This is a genomic window from Cohnella sp. GCM10027633 (assembly GCF_042675445.1).
Classification (GTDB): domain Bacteria; phylum Bacillota; class Bacilli; order Paenibacillales; family Paenibacillaceae; genus Cohnella.
The window spans coordinates 180,768-198,755 of sequence record NZ_JBHTGV010000010.1 but is presented as its reverse complement, the minus strand read 5'-3'; the positions used below and the strand labels follow the sequence as shown (position 1 = coordinate 198,755).

General features: G+C 58.5%; 13 protein-coding genes. 12 read left to right on the top strand and 1 reads right to left on the bottom strand.

Features of this window, described 5'->3' with window-relative positions:
• The first annotated feature begins 228 nt into the window (after positions 1-228).
• From ACFQZG_RS20480 to fdhD, 3 genes are all read left to right on the top strand, one after another.
• A complete protein-coding gene (locus ACFQZG_RS20480; protein WP_378155883.1) occupies positions 229-594 on the top strand; it encodes a Na-translocating system protein MpsC family protein in 366 nt (121 codons plus the stop codon).
• A gap of 130 nt (positions 595-724) precedes the next feature.
• Complete coding sequence (locus tag ACFQZG_RS20475; RefSeq protein ID WP_378155881.1) at positions 725-3,082, top strand: FdhF/YdeP family oxidoreductase; 2,358 nt, start codon at positions 725-727, stop codon at positions 3,080-3,082.
• Positions 3,083-3,096: 14 nt separating this feature from the next.
• Complete coding sequence (gene fdhD, locus ACFQZG_RS20470) at positions 3,097-3,903, top strand: formate dehydrogenase accessory sulfurtransferase FdhD (RefSeq protein WP_378155879.1); 807 nt, start codon at positions 3,097-3,099, stop codon at positions 3,901-3,903.
• Between the two features lie 77 nt (positions 3,904-3,980).
• Here fdhD and melA read toward each other — a convergent pair whose 3' ends face one another.
• Positions 3,981-5,393, bottom strand: coding sequence for an alpha-galactosidase (gene melA / locus ACFQZG_RS20465; RefSeq protein WP_378155877.1), 1,413 nt, complete (start codon positions 5,391-5,393; stop codon positions 3,981-3,983).
• 295 nt (positions 5,394-5,688) lie between these two features.
• Here melA and ACFQZG_RS20460 point away from each other — a divergent pair, with 295 nt between their 5' ends.
• The 9 genes from ACFQZG_RS20460 to ACFQZG_RS20420 all read left to right on the top strand — a co-directional run bounded on the left by ACFQZG_RS20460 (position 5,689) and on the right by ACFQZG_RS20420 (position 17,904).
• Positions 5,689-9,756 (top strand): S-layer homology domain-containing protein, encoded by a 4,068-nt coding sequence (locus ACFQZG_RS20460; protein WP_378155875.1) that lies wholly within the window; start codon positions 5,689-5,691, stop codon positions 9,754-9,756.
• Positions 9,757-9,944: 188 nt separating this feature from the next.
• Positions 9,945-10,274 carry a helix-turn-helix domain-containing protein gene (locus ACFQZG_RS20455; protein WP_378155873.1) on the top strand — a complete coding sequence of 110 codons (330 nt, stop codon included), beginning with the start codon at positions 9,945-9,947 and terminating at the stop codon, positions 10,272-10,274.
• 88 nt (positions 10,275-10,362) lie between these two features.
• Positions 10,363-10,653, top strand: a complete 291-nt coding sequence (locus ACFQZG_RS20450) for a hypothetical protein (RefSeq protein ID WP_378155871.1) — start codon at positions 10,363-10,365, stop codon at positions 10,651-10,653.
• Between the two features lie 135 nt (positions 10,654-10,788).
• Positions 10,789-12,234, top strand: a complete 1,446-nt coding sequence (locus ACFQZG_RS20445) for a methyl-accepting chemotaxis protein (RefSeq protein ID WP_378155870.1) — start codon at positions 10,789-10,791, stop codon at positions 12,232-12,234.
• A 77-nt stretch (positions 12,235-12,311) separates the two neighbouring features.
• Positions 12,312-13,445, top strand: a complete 1,134-nt coding sequence (locus ACFQZG_RS20440; protein ID WP_378155868.1) for a YecA family protein — start codon at positions 12,312-12,314, stop codon at positions 13,443-13,445.
• 233 nt (positions 13,446-13,678) lie between these two features.
• Complete coding sequence (gene cspD / locus ACFQZG_RS20435) at positions 13,679-13,879, top strand: cold-shock protein CspD (protein WP_378155866.1); 201 nt, start codon at positions 13,679-13,681, stop codon at positions 13,877-13,879.
• A gap of 79 nt (positions 13,880-13,958) precedes the next feature.
• The gene (locus ACFQZG_RS20430) at positions 13,959-14,177 is read left to right on the top strand and encodes a cold-shock protein (protein WP_378155864.1); all 219 of its coding nucleotides are present in this window, start codon (positions 13,959-13,961) and stop codon (positions 14,175-14,177) included.
• A gap of 154 nt (positions 14,178-14,331) precedes the next feature.
• Positions 14,332-17,118: a glycoside hydrolase family 3 C-terminal domain-containing protein gene (locus ACFQZG_RS20425; RefSeq protein ID WP_378155862.1), complete on the top strand. Its 2,787-nt coding sequence runs from the start codon at positions 14,332-14,334 to the stop codon at positions 17,116-17,118.
• Positions 17,119-17,496: 378 nt separating this feature from the next.
• Positions 17,497-17,904, top strand: a complete 408-nt coding sequence (locus ACFQZG_RS20420) for a hypothetical protein (RefSeq protein ID WP_378155860.1) — start codon at positions 17,497-17,499, stop codon at positions 17,902-17,904.
• Positions 17,905-17,988 lie beyond the last annotated feature (84 nt).

Here is a 17,988-nt window from a genome sequence, read left to right as displayed (position 1 = left end):
TTCGTATTCTTTTCAGATTATTACCGGCAAGTTACAACGTAAACTTAGGAACCGCCGTATACCGAACGGTACGTACGGTGGTGTGGGAGGTCGGCTACTCAAATAATGGGTAGCCTCCTACCCGATTGCCGTTGAATGCGTTTTCTTGATACAATAGAAGCATCTGGCCGCTTGGCACGGAGCAGCGAACCTGCCCCCGACCCTGCGGTTGCATGCGGGGTAATAGGGATGAACCGATTCGAAGCCGAGTTCAGCAACTTGGTCAAGGCGTATCGCAAGCGGCATATGGGCAAGGGGCCGGGCAGAATTACGACGACCTTCTGCAAGCGATGGGCGATCTGCGAGATGGAGGGGAATCTATCTCCGGTAGAGAAGTTCATGGCGGCGGCGGACGACGGCAAGCAGATGGTGCGCGAAGCCCGCACGCAGTGGGTGAAGGACATCTACCGCAAGCATCCTCCGGTCGAGATGGAGGAGCTGCTCGGGGCGAAGTTCATCGACTTGTTCGTCGATATCGACGTGGACAAAGATTTCGGCATGTCCGTATTCGTTTTCGATCAGGATTTGCAAGCGAAATTCGGCAGCGGCTCGTAGAATATATTCATAAGTACATTTGGATTGGATACCCGGCAGCGTACCTGCAAGGGACTAACCGTCAAGACTCGGTGATCGCATAACCGAAGCTCTTGGCGGTTTTCTTATTCTAGGGATAGGGGGACTCGTAATGGGGAACACGAAGCATCCCGGCAGAACGAAGTTGCCGGGGCGGCCGGATCCGAGACTGTGGGTAAGCAAGATGCCGTTCGGACTCGGCAAGGTGAAGCCGAAGCATATCCGCGATACAATCAAGGTCGCTTGGGAGAACCGCGATAACCTTCCGTATGCGTACCGCATTCTGACGCAAGGCGTATGCGACGGCTGCGCGCTCGGCGTCTCCGGGCTGTACGACCAGACGCTGACGGGGCCGCATATTTGCACGACGAGGCTGAACGTGCTGCGATTGAACACGATGCCGGCGATCAAGCCGGGACGGCTGCATGCGGATATCGACGAGCTGCGCCGCATGAACAGCGCGGAGCTGCGCCAGCTCGGACGTATCCCTTATCCTCTCGTCCGGCGCGCCGGGGAACGCGCGTTCCAGCGGGCGAGCTGGGACGAGGCGCTCGACGCGATCGCGGCGAAGATCCGGTCGATCGATCCGAAGCAACTGGCATTCTACTTAACGGCGCGCGGCATTACGAACGAGTCGTATTACGCGGCGGCCAAGGCCGCGCGCTTCATCGGCACGAACAACATCGACAACGCGTCGCGCATCTGCCATTCGCCGTCCAAGACGGCGCTTAAGCGCTCGCTCGGCATCGGCGCGTCGAGCTGTAACTACCGCGATTGGATCGGCACGGACGTGCTCGTGTTCTGGGGCAGCGTCGCGGCGAACAATCAGCCGGTGTCGACGAAGTACATGTACGCGGCGAAGCGCGCCGGCACGAAGATTATCGTCATTAATCCTTACCGCGAGCCGGCGATGGAAGGCTATTGGATTCCGTCGATCCTGGAGTCGGCGCTGTTCGGGACGAAGCTCGCCTACGACTTCTATCAGGTGAATATCGGCGGCGATATCGCGTTCATGCACGGCGTCATGAAGTCTTGGTTCGAGATGGAAGAAGCGGTGCCGGGTTCGGCGATCGACCATGCGTTCGTCAGGGAGCACGCGAGCGGGTTCGAAGTCTTGCGGGAACACGTCGACAGGCAGGAATGGGAGGCGCTGGAGAAGTCGTCGGGTTTGTCCCGGGAGCGGATGCGCGAATTCGCCGAGCTGCTCGCGGGAGCGAAGTCCGGCGTATTCGTCTGGAGCATGGGCTTGACGCAGCACCGTTTCGGCACCGACAACATCTCGCAAGTGGCGAATCTGGCGCTTCTGCGCGGATTCATCGGTCGCGAGCATTGCGGCGTCATGCCAATCCGCGGCCATAGCGGCGTGCAGGGCTCGGGCGAGATGGGCGCCGACCCGTTCAGCTTGCCTGGCGGAGAGATGGGGAGCGCTGCCGACCGGGAGCGGATCGAGCGGCTATGGGGCTTCAAGCTGCCGGATTGGCAAGGCGACATCGTCGGCGTATCGCTTGAGAACGCGCTGCTGCCGGAGGAGCAAGAGCGCAAGCTGAAGCTCTTCTATACGTCGGGAGGCAACTTCCTCGAGACGATGCCGGACCCGGATTTCGTCCGCAGGTGCTTGGAGAACGTCGACGTGCGCGTCCATCAGGACATCATCCTGAACACCTCCGCGCTCGTCGACGCGAAGGAAGAAGTATGGGTGCTGCCGGCGATGACGCGCTACGAGCAACCGGGCGGCGGCACCTCGACGTCGACGGAGCGGATGGTGTACTACTCGCCGGAGATCGCGGGTCCCCGAATCGGAGAGGCGCGTCCGGAATGGCGTATCTACGGGGAGTTGGCCGACAGAGTCAAGCCGGACGGGCAGCGGACGGCCGCGTTCGGCGAGGCTGCCGATATCCGCGAAGAGATCGCGAAGGCGGCTCCCTACTATGACGGTATTCAGAGTCTCTCTCGGAAGGGAGACGTGTTCCAGTGGGGCGGCGCGTGGCTGTGCGAGGACGGCGTCTGCCCGACGCCGGACGGAAAGGGCAGGTTGCTGCCGATCGAGCTGCCGGAGCTGCGCAAGCCGGAGGGTAGATTCTATGCGACGACGAGGCGGGGCAAGCAGTTCAACTCGATGATCTACGCGGAGAAGGATTCGTTCAACGGCGCGGGACGGTACGACATCCTGGTCAGCGAAGGCGACGCCGCGACGCTCGGGGTGCGGGAAGGCGATGCGCTGGTCGCATACAACGCGTACGGGGTGTTCCACGGCAGGGCGAAGGTGGAGAGAATCGCGCCGGGCAACGTCGAGATGTATTGGCCGGAAGGCAATGCGCTGTTCCCCAAAGGGAATTACGAGCCCTATGCCGGCATTCCCGAGTATAAGGCGGCCGTCGTCGTCGAGAAGGCGGAGACGTTCCATGCGCTGAAGGATACGAAGTACGTAGAGCGAAGGATCGGCGAGCTGGAGGTCGACGCGCCGGAATGAAGGGAGAGACGGGGATGGACGGACGAATGAGCCGGGCGCGGACGACGATTCGATGGGCTAACGGGGCGAGGGCGGACACCGAGGACGAGATCGCGGAGGAATTCCCGCTCACGATTCGGCTGGACGGGGAAGAATTCGCGACGATCGTCTGCTCGCCATGCGATCTGGACGACTTGGTCGTAGGCTTCCTGGCTTCGGAGGGCATCATCCGCCAAGCGGCGGAAATTCGCGTCATGAACGTCGACGTGCCCAGCGGTTTCGCCTACGTCGAGCTCGTCAATCCGCGCGTCGCGTCGAAGCACGATCATTCCAAGCGGTTCATCGGTTCCTGCTGCGGGAAGAGCCGGCAGTTCTACTTGAAGAGCGACGCGCGGACGGCTCGGACGATCGTCGAAGGTCCTTCCATCGCGGTCGAGAGGTGCTTCGAGCTGATGGGTCTGCTGCAGGCGAGCTCCACCGACTTCCGGCTCACGGGCGGCGTGCATAACGCGGCGTTCGGCGACCCGTCCGAAGAAAGACCGGCCTCCCTCGCCGCGGCGCGCGCCGACATCGGCAGGCATAACGCGCTCGACAAGCTGTACGGGCACACGCTGCGGAACAGGCAGTCGGCGCGTCCGTACGCGATCGCGTTCAGCGGCCGCCTGTCGTCCGAAGTCGTCCTGAAGGCGGCGAAGATCGGCTGCGCGATCTTGCTGTCCAAGTCGGCGCCGACCGATCTCGCGTTAAACCTCGCCGACGATCTCGGCATTACTTGCGTCGGCTTCATCCGGCAGAATGGCTTGAACGTGTACACGCATCCGTATCGGGTGACGGGATTGTAGCCAAGCGAATCCACTCCGTAAGCCGTACGATAGAAGCCCTGACCGGCATCCGGTCAGGGCTTCTCGCGCGATTATCGTTACTTCGCCAGCTCCCCGAACCGCGAGAAGATCGCGAGCGCGGGATCGATCGGTACATCCGCGCGCCGTACGTCCGGCGGAATCGCGATCGTCGGCGTCGGACGCGGACGGCGTCCCTCGAATTGCGGCAGCCACTCGCTCTGCGCGTCCAACATCTCGGTTACCATGTCGCGGATTTCCTTCAGCGTCAGCACGGAGGAAGTCAGCGGATCGAGCGCGAGCGCTTGCACGACCGTCTCCGGATCGCCGGACTTGGCCGCGAGCACGGCGAGCCGTTGGACGTTGATGTTCGTCAGGTTCAGCGCCGCGCATTGCGGCGGCAGCTCGCCGACGATCGTCCGATGGATGCCGGTTCGATCGGCGAACACGAGCCCTTCCGCGCAGCAGTCGTCCGGCAAGTTCGCGATCATGCCGTTATTGCGCAGATTGCCGCTGAACTTGAACGTCTTGCCCGTCTCCAGCGCTTCGATAATATATGCGCAGTACTCGATGCTTCTTGGCGGCAGCTCCGACGGCTCCAAGGCGAGCGGATCCGTCTCCTTGTACTTGTTCGCGACGTAAATGCTCCAATTGTAGTAGGCGCCAGTCTCGCCCCCGAAGCCCGGTTCGTCGCAGTACAGGCCGAGCGCCTTCGGACCGTGGCGGAACCAGGGGACGTACTCGGACAGATGGCCGGTCGATTCGGTCATGAAGTAGCCGAAATGCCGGAACACTTCCCCGCGTACCTTCTCGTTAACGTAGAACTCCGGCTGCTCGAACTTTTCCCGCAACAGCGGGTACAGGTCCTCGCCGTTATGCTCGATTTTCAGAAACCAACCCATGTGATTAATGCCGCCGGTGAGGATATCGATCTCTTCCTTCGGAACGCCCGTGTAGCCCGCGATGAGATCGAGCGTCGTCTGTACGCCGTGGCAAAGGCCGACGTACCGAACGTTCGTCTCTCCGAGCGCCCAGCAGATCATCGCCATCGGGTTGACGTAATTAAGCAGCAGCGCCTTCGGGCAGAGCTCTTCCATGTCGCGGGCGACGTCCAGCATGACGGGGATGGTGCGCAGCGCGCGGAACACGCCGCCCGGGCCGAGCGTATCGCCTATGCACTGGTCGACGCCGTACTTCAGCGGGATTTGGTAATCGAGCTCGAACGCGGCCAGTCCGCCGATCTGGAGCGAGCAGATGACGTAGTCGGCTCCCCGGAGCGCTTCGCGACGGTCGGTCGTCACCTTCGTGACTGCCTTAAGTCCGTTCGCCTCGATGACGCGGTCGATGTATGCCTTCACTTGCGACGTTCTCGTCGTGGAGGGTGCCATTAATACGAATTCCGTTTCTTCCAATGCGGGCGTCGCCATGATGTCGAGAATTAAGGTTTTGCAGAATACGACGCTACCGGCGCCGATAATCGCGATTTTTCTCAAGTCTGCCAGCCCCCCGATAATCGATTTGATATTAATGTAGATAATGAACTCGGTTCCATCAATAACGGGAGTTGCGGGATTCATTATCGATTCTTGCGGAGGTTGTACCGCGGCGCTCTTGCCCGTATTCAGCCTCTATTGAACACGATACTACCAACGAAAGTGATATAGCAATGCAAGTGAATATATTCCCTCATTGTTGCCGTCCCGGGGCCAACCTAAAATTGGAATTGTTCCACCCGTTACGGATTCATAGCAATCGGGCGCGAGCATTCGATGAGGAGGAGTCAATCGCATGAACAGGGGTACGCAGGTATGGTGGACGAGATCGTCGATCGCGAAAGTATTGGCTATCGTCGTGTTGCTGACAAGTTTGCAGTGGCCATTCATGAATGCGCTTGCAGAAGGGGCGGAAACGGATACGACGAGTACTTACTCGGCAACCGATAATATCGTCGTGCAATGCGTGGACGGGGTAATCGAGCACAACGGTACCGGCGGATCCAAGCTGAAAATCGGGACGGCAGCGAGCACGCGAAGCACGTACATCGGCTTCACCGTGCCGGATAACGGGGAAGAGGTCGTCGGGGCGAAGCTAAGGCTGAAGCTTGCGAACGCCGTCGGCAATCCGCGCATCGGCGTGTACGCCGGGCCTACGACATGGCCGAGCGCCGGAACGGTCGGCTCGGGCCAGACGCCCGATGTCAACTGTCCGACGGCGAGCGCCGCGCTGTTGGATTCCCATGACTTCAACGCGACTCCGAGCGACGGAGCGCTTGCGTTGAACGATTGGCTGGAGCTCGACGTCGGCGGTCTGATCGATGAACCCGGCTCCTACACGGTCGTGCTTCGCAACTTGCCGGGCGCTAACGGAGGCATCTCGGAATTCGTATCCCGGCTAGGCGGAACGGCCGCCGATCGGCCGCAGCTCGTCGTCGCGACGCGCGAGGCCGCTGTAGTCCCGGGAACGCCCCCGGCAGAGTGCACCAGGGTCATGAACAGCCAGACGAATCAGCTGTGGGGAGCGGTAGCGGGAGATGTCGTCTGCATTGAGGGCGGGCCTCGTACGACGCAACTTATCTTGCGCAATATCGCCGGTACCGCCGACAATCCGGTCGAGATCATCAACTACAACGGCGTCGTGGAAGTGACGGCGGACGCCGCGTGGATGGGCGCGTTCGACATCGGCCAATCTGCTCACTTCCGGTTGAACGGAACGCGCGATCCGGCGGTGCCTTACGGGTTCAGAATCGCGAATACGAACGCGTTCGGCATGGGCCTGGACGTCAATCGCAAGAGCACGAACTATACGATCGAAGGCGTGGAGATCGCCGGGGGCAAGTTCGCGGGCATGATCTTGCGCACTGATCCGAGCGGAGCGGACAGCAAGCGGCCGCAATTCGCGGCGAACGAAGTCGTCGTTCGCTACAGCAAGATCAGCGGGATCAAGACGACGGCGGCCGACGGCGGCTACGGCTTGTTCATCGGAGCGAACGCGTTCGGAACGAATCCGGACGTGCACGAGACGAAGGGCATTCGGGTGCACGATAACGTCATTGCCGATACCGATCGGGACGGCATCCGATTGTTCGGCGGCACGGAAGACGTCCGCGTCTACCGTAACGCGGTATCGGACTACGGCCGGACGAACGACCCGGGGAAGAACAACGGAATCACGATCGGCACCGGTTCCGTGGGCGATTATTACGACAATACGATCTACGGCGGATTGGGCGCGCAGAGCGCGGCCATCAGCAATCAGGGGCGCGGCAACGTCCGTATCTTCAACAATCTGATCGTCGATCCGGGCCAGACGGGCATCGTCGGTCCGGCGGAGCCGGCCTTCGTCGTCGGGTCCGACCCGCTGTTCGCCGCGTCATTGCCATCGACGGTTCAATATAACACGATCGTCAATGCCGCCGCCGACGGCAACGGCATTCGCTTGCGCAACAACGGCAATACGTCCGCGGGCAACAGCGTCGATCACAATCTGATCGTCCATCCGAGCGTCTCCGCGGCTGTCTACAACGCGGATGAGGATTATGTCGTGAACATCGCCGACAACTATGCGTCGAGCGCGATCGGCGACGTCGGATTCGTCGATGCCGCGGCCAGCGTCGTATCCGCTACGTATTACGCGCTGCAGCCGGGCTCTCCGGCGTCGGGCAAAGGCTTCGCTCCGGGAAAGGCCCCGGCTGCGGACGAACGTTACGACGCGGACGGGGGATGGCACGCGCCGGGCTCCGGCAATCCGGGAGAAGAGCCCGAGGAGCCGGAGGAACCGGAGGAGCCCGACCCGATGGATCCGCAGTTCGATTATGACAACTATGTGCCGGATCCGGTGGACAACGCGTGCGACCATACGATTACGTCCGATAGCGTGCGCGCATGGGACGGAGAGATCATGGGCGTCGTGCCCGGGGATACCGTATGCGTCGTCGGCGGACTGCGTCCTATTCCGCTTCGACTGGTCAACTTCCATGGCGAAGCCGGCAATCCGATCACGTTCGTCAACCAAGGCAACGTGGTGACGATGATCGCGGACAACACCGCCCATGGCGGAGCGTTGAAGATCAGCGCGTCCTCGCACGTGAGACTGACCGGTACGGGCGACCGCAACTCGTCTTACGGATTCAGGCTGAAATCGATTCATAGCGGCATGATGGGGCTCGTCGTCGACTCCCTCAGCACGGATATCGAGGTCGATCATGTCGAAGTGTTCGGAGCCGGGTTCGCGGGCTTCATGATGAAGTCCGATCCGGAGAACGGCAGACCCGAGACATGGCGGGACAATTTCACGATGCGCAACGTCGTCGTCCATGATAACTACATTCACGATGTGGACGGGGAAGGCATGTATATCGGCAATACGTTCCATCATTCCGGCGTGACGAGGAACGGGGAGTTGCTATGGCCGCATACGATCGAAGGCGTCCGCATCTACGATAACGTCATCGAGCGCACGGGTTGGGACGGCTTGCAATTGTCGTCCGCGACGCAGGACGTGAAGGTGTACGGCAACGTCGTGAAGGATTTCGGCTTGCTGGCCGAGGACGTGCAGGACAACGGCATGCAGATCGGTCCGGGCTCGACCGGCGACTACTATAACAACGTCATCGAGGATGGCCACGGCGGCGGCGCGGGAATCAATAACCAGGGCCGCGGCAACCAGAGAATATACAACAACGTCGTCGTCGATCCGGGCGGAACGGGGATTATCAGCTTGGAGAGAATTAACGCGAACGACGCTTGGGCGGGCGAAGAGAATCCGGTCTACATCTATCAGAACACGATCGTCCGTCCGGGAGAAGGCGATCGTCTCAGCGTCGGCATCTGGTTCTGGAATACGACGGCGAACCATCGCGGCAATCGGATCTACAACAATCTTGTCGTTAACGAAAATGTAGGCACGGGGGTCCCCGCGGAATATATCGCGCTGGAGACGACCGAAGTCAACGGCGTCACCTATGTACCGGTCGCGGAGCAAGCAGGCAATTACGCGGCGAACGATATCGCGACGGTCCGCTTCGCGGATGCGGCCGGCGGCGATTACGCCTTGGACGGAGGTTCTCCGGCGCTCGATTCCGGCGCGGATCTACGGGGACTCGCTTGGGCGGCGGGAACGTTCTCCGACGCGGCAGGCATCGCGCGTCCTTCCGGGGCGGGCTTCGACGCGGGGGCGCATGAGCGGTATGTCGCTCCGGATCCTGATCCGGGCACGAATCCGGGTACGAACCCAGGAACGAACCCGGGCACGAACCCAGGAACGAACCCGGGCACGAACCCAGGCAAGGATCCGGAGCCTGAACCGGAGGCAAAGCCGCAACCGAAGGATACGGCGAAGCACTGGTCGAACGACGCGGTCAAGAAACTGGCTGATTTAGGCGCGATAAGGCTCGATGCCGCCGGGAACTTCGGACCTGAGGTCCGGTCGACTCGAGCCGAGTTCATCGACATGTTGGTCAAAGCTTTGGGGTTGAAGCCCAGTGAGGCGACCGGCGCTTCGTTCGCGGATACATCCGGACACTGGGCGGCCAATTCGATCGCTCTTGCCGTCCAGTCCGGACTCGTCCAGGGTTACTCCGACGGCGGCTTCGGCCCGGAAGACGGCATTACGCGGGAACAAATGGCGCTCATATTGGCGCGGGGTCTGGGACTCGCCGGCGACTCGTCTGGCAAGCCGCTCGCGTTCGCCGATACGAAAGCGATCTCCGGGTGGGCCATCGACGCCTTGCGAGTTGCGGTCGAGAAAGGCTTGCTGAAAGGTTACCCGGACGGCACGTTCCGGCCTAAGCAACTGCTGACGCGGGCGGAAGCGGCGAGCGTCATTCTGCGCATTCGCGAAGAGAAGAGCAAGAGTTAGCGACCACTCATAGCCGGCTAAATGAAAGAAGGCGCCTCCCATCCTACGAACAACGGTTGGAGGCGTCTTTTCTTTACGGAGACAATGTGCGAATAATAATCGCGCGAATTCAACCCATGGGCTCAACTTTACGGACGAGCCGTGTCACCCCTTGTCCGTCGTTGCTATGATTTTACTGGGTGATGGCCATGAGCTTCGATTATGGAATGATCGGCAAACGGATTCGCAACGCGAGACAAGGCAAAGGGATGACACAAGAGGATCTGGCGGAGAAGCTGGACGTTTCCAACGCCTATGTCAGCAAGATCGAGCGAGGCAAGACGACCGTCAATCTGGAGACGATATCGAAAATATCGGTTCTGCTCGAACGGCCTTCCCAATATATTTTAACCGGTGCCGACGAAGCCTCCGCAGACTATATGCGCAACGAGATCTTGGAGATGCTGCAAGGCTGCTCCGCGGATAAAATCAAACTCATCGCCCAAGTGATCAAGCCCATCATCGACTTCAAGGAATAGACTTCCGCGATACATAGGACACCCCGCGCTTCGGCGCGGATTTATAATGAGGAGCAATCGAACAATCTACGATTCGGAGGGATCGGATTTGAGTCTGGCGTTGCAATTGGCGCACACGCTCATCCAGAATACGCTGCACGCGCACGCGCTTACGCATTTGGCCGTGAAAATTCATCAAAGCAGTCTGTTCATCTATTCCGTAGAACGGGGACAAGACGAGGCGCACAGGGCGGCGCTAACCCAATTCGCCGGCGATCTGTTCATGCTCAGCATCGCCAACCCGAGAGGGCGCTGGCAGCCGGTGCCGTACTTCGGCCAACCTTCGGAGCTGTTGCCGGTGCTGACCGGCAAGTTCGCCTTCGCGCTGACGCGCTGGTGACGACGCTATCGAACGGTAACATTCTCGATTTTCCGTGCCTCTCCGGCACGGTTTTTTTCATTCTATTTAATGGAATTAATAGTATAATGCAATTACGAGAACGATCGCCGAATACGTCCAAGGAAGAGTGATATCATGTCCGAGAAGCTGCTGGAGATGCACAAGAAGAACAAGTTAATGGTGTGGTTGCTCGTAGGAACGTTGTTCCTCGGAATCGCCATATCGGATCCGATTATCCAGAAGACGCTGGCGATGGTCGGCATTCCTTTTTGCTTGCTATGCCTTGCTCTCGTCTGGAGGAAGATCGCGGTTCCCTACATCATGTACCTCGTATCCGTGGGATTAGCCGTTATCGACTTCCTGTTCATTAATAAAGGAACGACGTACGACAGCATGTACTTGATCTACTTCTCTCTCGCGATTATCTCGATCTATCATGACTATCGTCCCCTGGTATTGAGCGGGGTATTGGGTATTGGCATGTCCATCTATTTCACGCAGACGAACGAAATCTTCCAGACGATTCCCGCGACGGACATCGTGGCTTATCAAGTCGTAACGTTAGCGGCATTAATCGCCCAGAGCGTGATCGGATCGAAAATCGTGAAGAAATCCGAAGTCAGCGCCCAGGAATCGGTCGCCGCTCGCGATCGCACGGAGAACGTGCTCAGCGAAGTCAAACAGTCGGTCCAGGTGCTCGGCCAATCGATCCATCGTCTGCAGCAGAACGCTTCCCAAACGGGAGAGATCACGAACCAGGTCGTATCGGCGTTCACCGAGATCGCCAAAGGCATCGAGACGCAGTCGAACAGCGTATCGGACATCTCTAGCGCCATCCATCACGTAAGAGATAACGTGAATACGACGACGGATGCCTCCGTTACGATGAGCGAGAAGTCCAAGGCGACGGCGGAGTTCACGAGCGAAGGCAAGTCTCGAATGGAAGAGTTGTCGGGTAAAATGAACGAAATCGATCGATTGGTCACGGGCTCCTCCGCCGTCATGAACGAGGTGAGCGAGGAGAACGTGAAGATCGAGAGCATCGTATCGACGATTCGGGATATCGCGTACCGGACGAACATGCTGTCGTTGAACGCCTCGATCGAAGCTTCCCGGGCGGGAGAGCACGGCAGAGGCTTCACGGTCGTCGCGACGGAAATCCGCAAGCTTGCGCAGCATGCCCAAGTCGCTTCCACGGACATCTCCGACATTCTCGCTTCGATCCAAGGCAAGATCGAGCATGCCGCGAGCTTGGTCCATCAAGGTAAAACCGTCGTGGAGACGGGCAAGCAGTCTGCCGGCGACGTCGAGCGGCTGTTCGGCGAAATTCAATCCAATGCCGACATCGTGCTCGGGCATGCGGACCGGATCCGCGAATTGAGCGACCAGCTGAATTCGGCGTCCGGAACGGTCTCACAAGAAATCGCGACGGTGGCGGCGTTCTCCGAGCAATCCGCGGCTTCGGTCGAAGAGGTGCTGGCGAGCTCCCATTCCCAGCAGCACCATGTCGAGGATATCGTGAAGGCGATCGCGCAGTTGGACGGACTGATGAGCAAGCTGGAAGAGATCGTGAAGCGGTAGGAGAACTGGCAATAATTGATCGCTAATATGGCAGAATAGATGTATCTTACAGCCGATCATGCAGGAGGCGTGGCAGTTTGTTAACATTGGACGATACTCGTTACATTAGGCAAATGAATATCGAGCATGCGATCAAGAGCGAAGTCAGAACGAAACTAAGCGAAGTGCTTCCGTTGCTCTCCAAGGCTCGCTTGCAGGAGATCGCAAAGCATTATGCTTTTCCCGGGCGCTCGAAGATGAGCAAAGAGGAGCTTATCAGCGAGTTGTTGGATTATGCAACGGATCCTCTTGAACTGGAAGAGACGCTTTTGCTGACGGACGCCGGGGAATGGAATGTATTCCGCAGGCTGATCGATGAGTCGTATGCACAGGACGATTCGCTTACGCCGAGTTCGTATTTATATTTGAACGGTCGCGGATTGTTGTTTTCGTTTTATTCGGAAGACAATCTGTTCTACGTTGTCCCGGATGAAGTCAAGGAAACATACCGGCGACTGCCCCATTCGAAGTTCCTGGCGCTTCGCGATCGCGTGCAGCTTGCGAACCAATATGTTAGCGCAGCGGCGAATTTATACGGAGTCTGCAGTCGGGAGACGGTCGCGGAGATTGTCCGGGCGAATGAAGCCGATCCTCTGAGCGAGGACGAATGGAGCGATTTTTACTTATCGGCCGCGAATAGAGCTCAACAGTGGTATTTGCATGAAGGATACGTGTTGAGCGACTACTTTGACGCGGAGGAACAGGCCGACGAAATCGAACGGCTTCTGATGACGAGCAGGAACAAACCGTATTATATCCCTTCAAGAACGGAGTTCTTGAAATACGCGAATTCCGATTATTATGAAGCGACTCCGCAGATGAGCAACTTAAGAGCATATATTTTGCAGAACTTGAGCAAGGATAAGGCATTCGTGGACGTTCTGATGGACGACATACAGGTCGTATGCTCGCTAGAGGAGCCGCTCCAAGCGATTCTGGACGAATTCGAGAGAAGAGAACTGTACTTCGATAGCCCGGCGCAGGCGCGAGACATCATCTCTTTGCTGACGGATGTGTGCAACCATACGCGAATCTGGTCTAATCGCGGCCATACGCCCGCGGAGCTTGGACTTGTTTCCACGCAAGCGAGAACGACGGGGAAGAAGGTCGGAAGGAACGATCCTTGTCCGTGCGGGAGCGGGAAGAAGTACAAGAAGTGCTGCGGCCAATGATGCGTTAAATCGATCGAGACCTGCTAGGGAGACCTCGACTTGCGGTTTCTCCCTAGTTAGGATTGGCAATAGCAATTCAAGACGAGGTGTGGTATGATATCGATATAGATGACGCGACCTATTCACATAGCGTAGAGGGTTATTCCATCGGTTAATAACCTTGTACGATATGTGAATTTTTTATTTGTTATCCGAATAAGAAGTCATGTAAATATGATTAAGGTGGTAAACACATGGAATCCGGTATCGTTAAATGGTTCAACGCGGAGAAGGGCTTCGGCTTCATCGAAGTTGAAGGCGGCAAAGACGTATTCGTGCACTTCAGCGCGATCGTAGGCGACGGCTACAAGTCTTTGGACGAAGGCCAACGCGTCGAGTTCAATATCGTTCAAGGCAACCGCGGACCTCAAGCTGAGAACGTCGTTAAGCTGTAAGTGAATTCGCAAGCCCCGAACGATTATCGTTTGGGGCGTTTTTCATAACGCTTCAACCATTCCATGGAGAGAAAGAGGGATGCGCATGTATTATTCCCGCAAAAGACCGCTCGAGGAAGTCCGCGAGGAGATGACCGCCATCTGGGCTTGTCCCCAGGACGACTGCAACGGATGGATGAGAGCCAACTTCGCGTTCTCCACTACTCCCGTCTGCTCCCTCTGCCAATCCGAGATGGTCAAGAGCGAGAAGATGCTGGCTGTCGTCGTTAACAATAGCCCGATCCAGGGCAACGAATAATAGCGTTCGATCCATACGCATCGCTGAAATCCACGCCCCTGAGGGCGTGGATTTTACTTTGTTCGAAGCCTTTTGCTACAATGATCGTAGTCTAATAGAAAACGTTATAAATTATCGGCGTTGCGACAGGCGACGACGTTCGGGAGGGTATTCGTTGAGCCAAGTGACATACGGAATTCCATTGGAAGGTTTCGCCGAATTCAGCAGAACGGTATCCGCGGAAGGCGCCGTTCTATTGAAGAACGACGGACAGGCGTTGCCGATACGGGGCGGCGAGACGGTGTCGGTCTTCGGGAGAACCCAGATCGATTATTATCGCAGCGGCACGGGATCGGGCGGCAGCGTCAACGTCGCGTATACGACGAACTTGCTCGGCGGACTTCGCGGCAAGAAGCAGATCAAGGTCAACGAAGAGCTTGCGTCCGTATACGAACGATGGATCGAGCGCAATCCGTTCGATAACGGCGGGGGCGGCTGGGCGGCGGAGCCCTGGCATCAGAAGGAGATGCCGCTGACGGACGAGCTGGTGTCGGCCGCCAGGGCCAAGTCGGACAAGGCGATCGTCGTCATCGGCCGTACGGCAGGCGAGGATCAGGACAATGCCGACGCGCCGGGCAGCTACCGGCTGACGCCGGAAGAGATCGCGATGCTGAAGCAGGTAACGAACCGATTCGAGCAAGTCGCGGTCGTGCTCAACGTCTCGAACATCATTGACATGAGCTGGATGAACGACGCGACGTACGTTCACCCGATCCGAGCGGTCATTTATGCATGGCACGGCGGGATGGAAGGCGGCAACGCGATCGCGGACGTACTGGCCGGCGACGTGACTCCAAGCGGCAAGCTGACGGATACGATCGCTTACGCGATCGGGGACTATCCGTCGACGGCGAACTACGGCGACGAGTTCAGAAGCGTGTACGCGGAAGATATTTACGTCGGTTACCGGTATTTCGAGACGTTCGCTCCGGATAAGGTGCAGTACGAATTCGGTTACGGATTGTCGTATACGACGTTCGAGCTGCGGGCCGAGGAAGCGAAGCTGTCGTCGCTGGGCGGCGATACGCGCATCGAACTAGGCGTGACCGTTAAGAATACGGGCAACGACTACGCGGGCAAGGAAGTCGTGCAGGTCTATTACGAGGCGCCGCAAGGCAAGCTGGGGCAGCCGGTGAGGGCGCTCTCGGCTTTCGCGAAGACGTCGCTGCTGCAACCGGGCGAGTCGCAGCGGCTGACGCTGAGCTTCCCGGTCAGGGCGATGGCTTCCTATGACGATAGCGGCGTTACGGGACATCGTTCGGCATACGTGCTCGAAGCGGGGACGTATCGTCTGTTCGTCGGCAATAGCGTGAGAAGCGCGGAGACGGTCAGGCTCGACGGACAGGAAGGCTACGTTGCGGACGCGCTGCAAGTCGTGGAGCAATTAGAAGAAGCGTTGGCGCCGACCGAGCGCTTCGAGAGAACGAAGCCGGGCGGCCGGAAGGCCGACGGGACGTACGAGCTCGTCACGGAAACCGTTCCGACGCGTACCGTCTCGCTCGCGGAACGGATCGAGCGCAATCTGCCGAAGGCGCTGGAGCAGACCGGCGACAAGGGCTACAAGCTGAGCGACGTGAAGGACGGCCAAGTCGACATTGACGCGTTCATCGCGCAGTTGAGCGACGAGGACTTGGCGGCGATCGTTCGGGGCGAGGGGATGAGCAGCCCGCTCGTCACGCCGGGCACGGCGTCGGCGTTCGGCGGCGTCAGCGATAACCTGCTCGGCTTCGGCATCCCGATCGCCTGCACGGCGGACGGTCCGTCCGGCATCCGCATGGACAGCGGCCACAAGGCGACGCAAGTGGCGATCGGCACGCTGCTGGCCGCGACATGGAACGTCGAGCTGGTCGAAGAGCTGTACGTGATGGAAGGCAAGGAGCTGCTGAGCAACCGCATCGACTCGCTGCTCGGCCCTGGCCTCAACATTCGCCGCAGCCCGCTGAACGGGCGCAACTTCGAGTACTTCTCGGAAGATCCGCTCGTTACCGGCGCGTTCGCCGCGGCCTGCACGCGCGGAATGAAGAAGGGCGGCTCGAACGCGACGCTGAAGCACTTCGCCTGCAACAACCAGGAGAAGCACCGGCATAAGGTGAACGCGGTCGTCTCCGAGCGCGCCGTGCGGGAGATTTACTTGAAGGGATTCGAGATTGCGGTCAAGGAAGCGGGCGCGGATTCGATCATGACCGCGTACAATCCGTTGAATGGCCATTGGACGGCATCGAATTACGATCTGAACACGACGATCCTTCGCGGCGAGTGGGGTTTCCGCGGCATCGTCATGACGGACTGGTGGGCGGTCATGAACGACGTCGTGGAAGGCGGAGCTCCAGACAAGAAGTACACGAACTGGATGGTCCGCGCGCAGAACGACTTATACATGGTCGTTACCAACTACGGCGCGGAATCCAACGTCTGGGGAGATAACACGCTGGCGTCGCTCGGCAACGGCACGTTGACCCGCGGCGAGCTGCAGCGCAGCGCGAAGAATATCTGCGAATTCATCATGCGTTCGCCGGTGTTCGCAAGAGAGCTCGTCGTCGAAGAGAGCGCCCAACGGTTCGAGGCGAACGCGGTTCTCGCGCCCGAGCAAGCGCAGTCGTTGTCCGTAAGCGCTCGGGTGAACGTATACGCCGACCGACCGAGCGTTATGAAGGTCGCCGAGGCCGGCACGTACCGGATCAACGTCCATCTGATGTCTCCGGAAGCCGCGTGGGCGCAGAGCGCGTGCAACGTATTCGCGAACGATCGGCTCATGATGACCGTCCAGACGAACGGAACGGACGGCGGCTGGATAACGCAGAAGCTGGCGAAGGTCGAGCTCGAAGCCGGCTTGTACGAGCTGCGGCTCGAATTCGCCAAGCCGGGCTTGCAGCTCGAGTGGATCGAGTTCAAGCGGGGTTAAGCGGCACATAGGAACAATGGAAGCCCCTTGGGAACGCTTGATGCGTTCCCAAGGGGCTTTTTGAAGTGCTCGCACTTCTTTTCCTCGCATATCCTATATTCGAGTATAATAGAGTTAACCAATGGGCAACCCTCATAAGAGAGAGGTGAATCCTAGTGCGAGAGATGAATTTATCCGATATGCCCAGCCGACGGGATAATCGGAAGAGAGCGGATACGATCTTGACCCGCGTCTCCCATAAGGAACGTCCGGAAGACGAAATGATCGTACTGATGAACAGCGCGCGGAGAAGGTTTATGAAGTCGGTAGCTGAGGGCAGGATCGAAATCGTCAGCAAGCGGGAATGGACTCTTCGATAGAAGGGAGTTGTGCCAATCGATGGAACGAATGGATTCGGAGTCCATGCGGGAAAAACTCGAAAGGGCAAAGGAGAAAATCCGACTGTTGGCGAAAGATACCCTTCGCGTCCAAGACAGAGAGTTCGTCGTAATGGGCATTATTTCTCCTTTGTTGGATGAGTTAGGTGCGGATCCGGCTGTTATCGTGGGTGGACATGCAGTAGAACTGTATACGTCGGGCAGCTACAAAACCGTTGACATTGATATCGTAATGGCAAGGGATGACCTTGCTAGGCAACTGTTCGATCGTCTGGGATTCGAACGGCAGGGAAGGTTTCATTATGTAACCGAATTGGATATACCGATCGAGTTCCCGAGCGATAAGCTTGCGGGATCACTCGATCGCGTGGTCATTGAATGGGTAGAAACCAATATGTCGAAAGAGTAGAACCGGCGTCCGTTTCATGGAGCGTCGGTTTTTGACATTCCTAGCGGATATAATAGCGGTAGAGTATTCCTGAGGGAGGATGGG

What these genes read in the sequence shown, in the direction of transcription:
- ACFQZG_RS20445 (WP_378155870.1), top strand. Translation starts at nt 10,789, where the DNA reads ATGTCCGAGAAGCTGCTGGAGATGCACAAGAAGAACAAGTTAATGGTG.
- cspD (WP_378155866.1), top strand. Translation starts at nt 13,679, where the DNA reads ATGGAATCCGGTATCGTTAAATGGTTCAACGCGGAGAAGGGCTTCGGC.
- ACFQZG_RS20455 (WP_378155873.1), top strand. Translation starts at nt 9,945, where the DNA reads ATGAGCTTCGATTATGGAATGATCGGCAAACGGATTCGCAACGCGAGA.
- ACFQZG_RS20480 (WP_378155883.1), top strand. Translation starts at nt 229, where the DNA reads ATGAACCGATTCGAAGCCGAGTTCAGCAACTTGGTCAAGGCGTATCGC.
- ACFQZG_RS20430 (WP_378155864.1), top strand. Translation starts at nt 13,959, where the DNA reads ATGCGCATGTATTATTCCCGCAAAAGACCGCTCGAGGAAGTCCGCGAG.
- fdhD (WP_378155879.1), top strand. Translation starts at nt 3,097, where the DNA reads ATGGACGGACGAATGAGCCGGGCGCGGACGACGATTCGATGGGCTAAC.
- ACFQZG_RS20420 (WP_378155860.1), top strand. Translation starts at nt 17,497, where the DNA reads ATGGAACGAATGGATTCGGAGTCCATGCGGGAAAAACTCGAAAGGGCA.
- ACFQZG_RS20460 (WP_378155875.1), top strand. Translation starts at nt 5,689, where the DNA reads ATGAACAGGGGTACGCAGGTATGGTGGACGAGATCGTCGATCGCGAAA.
- ACFQZG_RS20475 (WP_378155881.1), top strand. Translation starts at nt 725, where the DNA reads ATGGGGAACACGAAGCATCCCGGCAGAACGAAGTTGCCGGGGCGGCCG.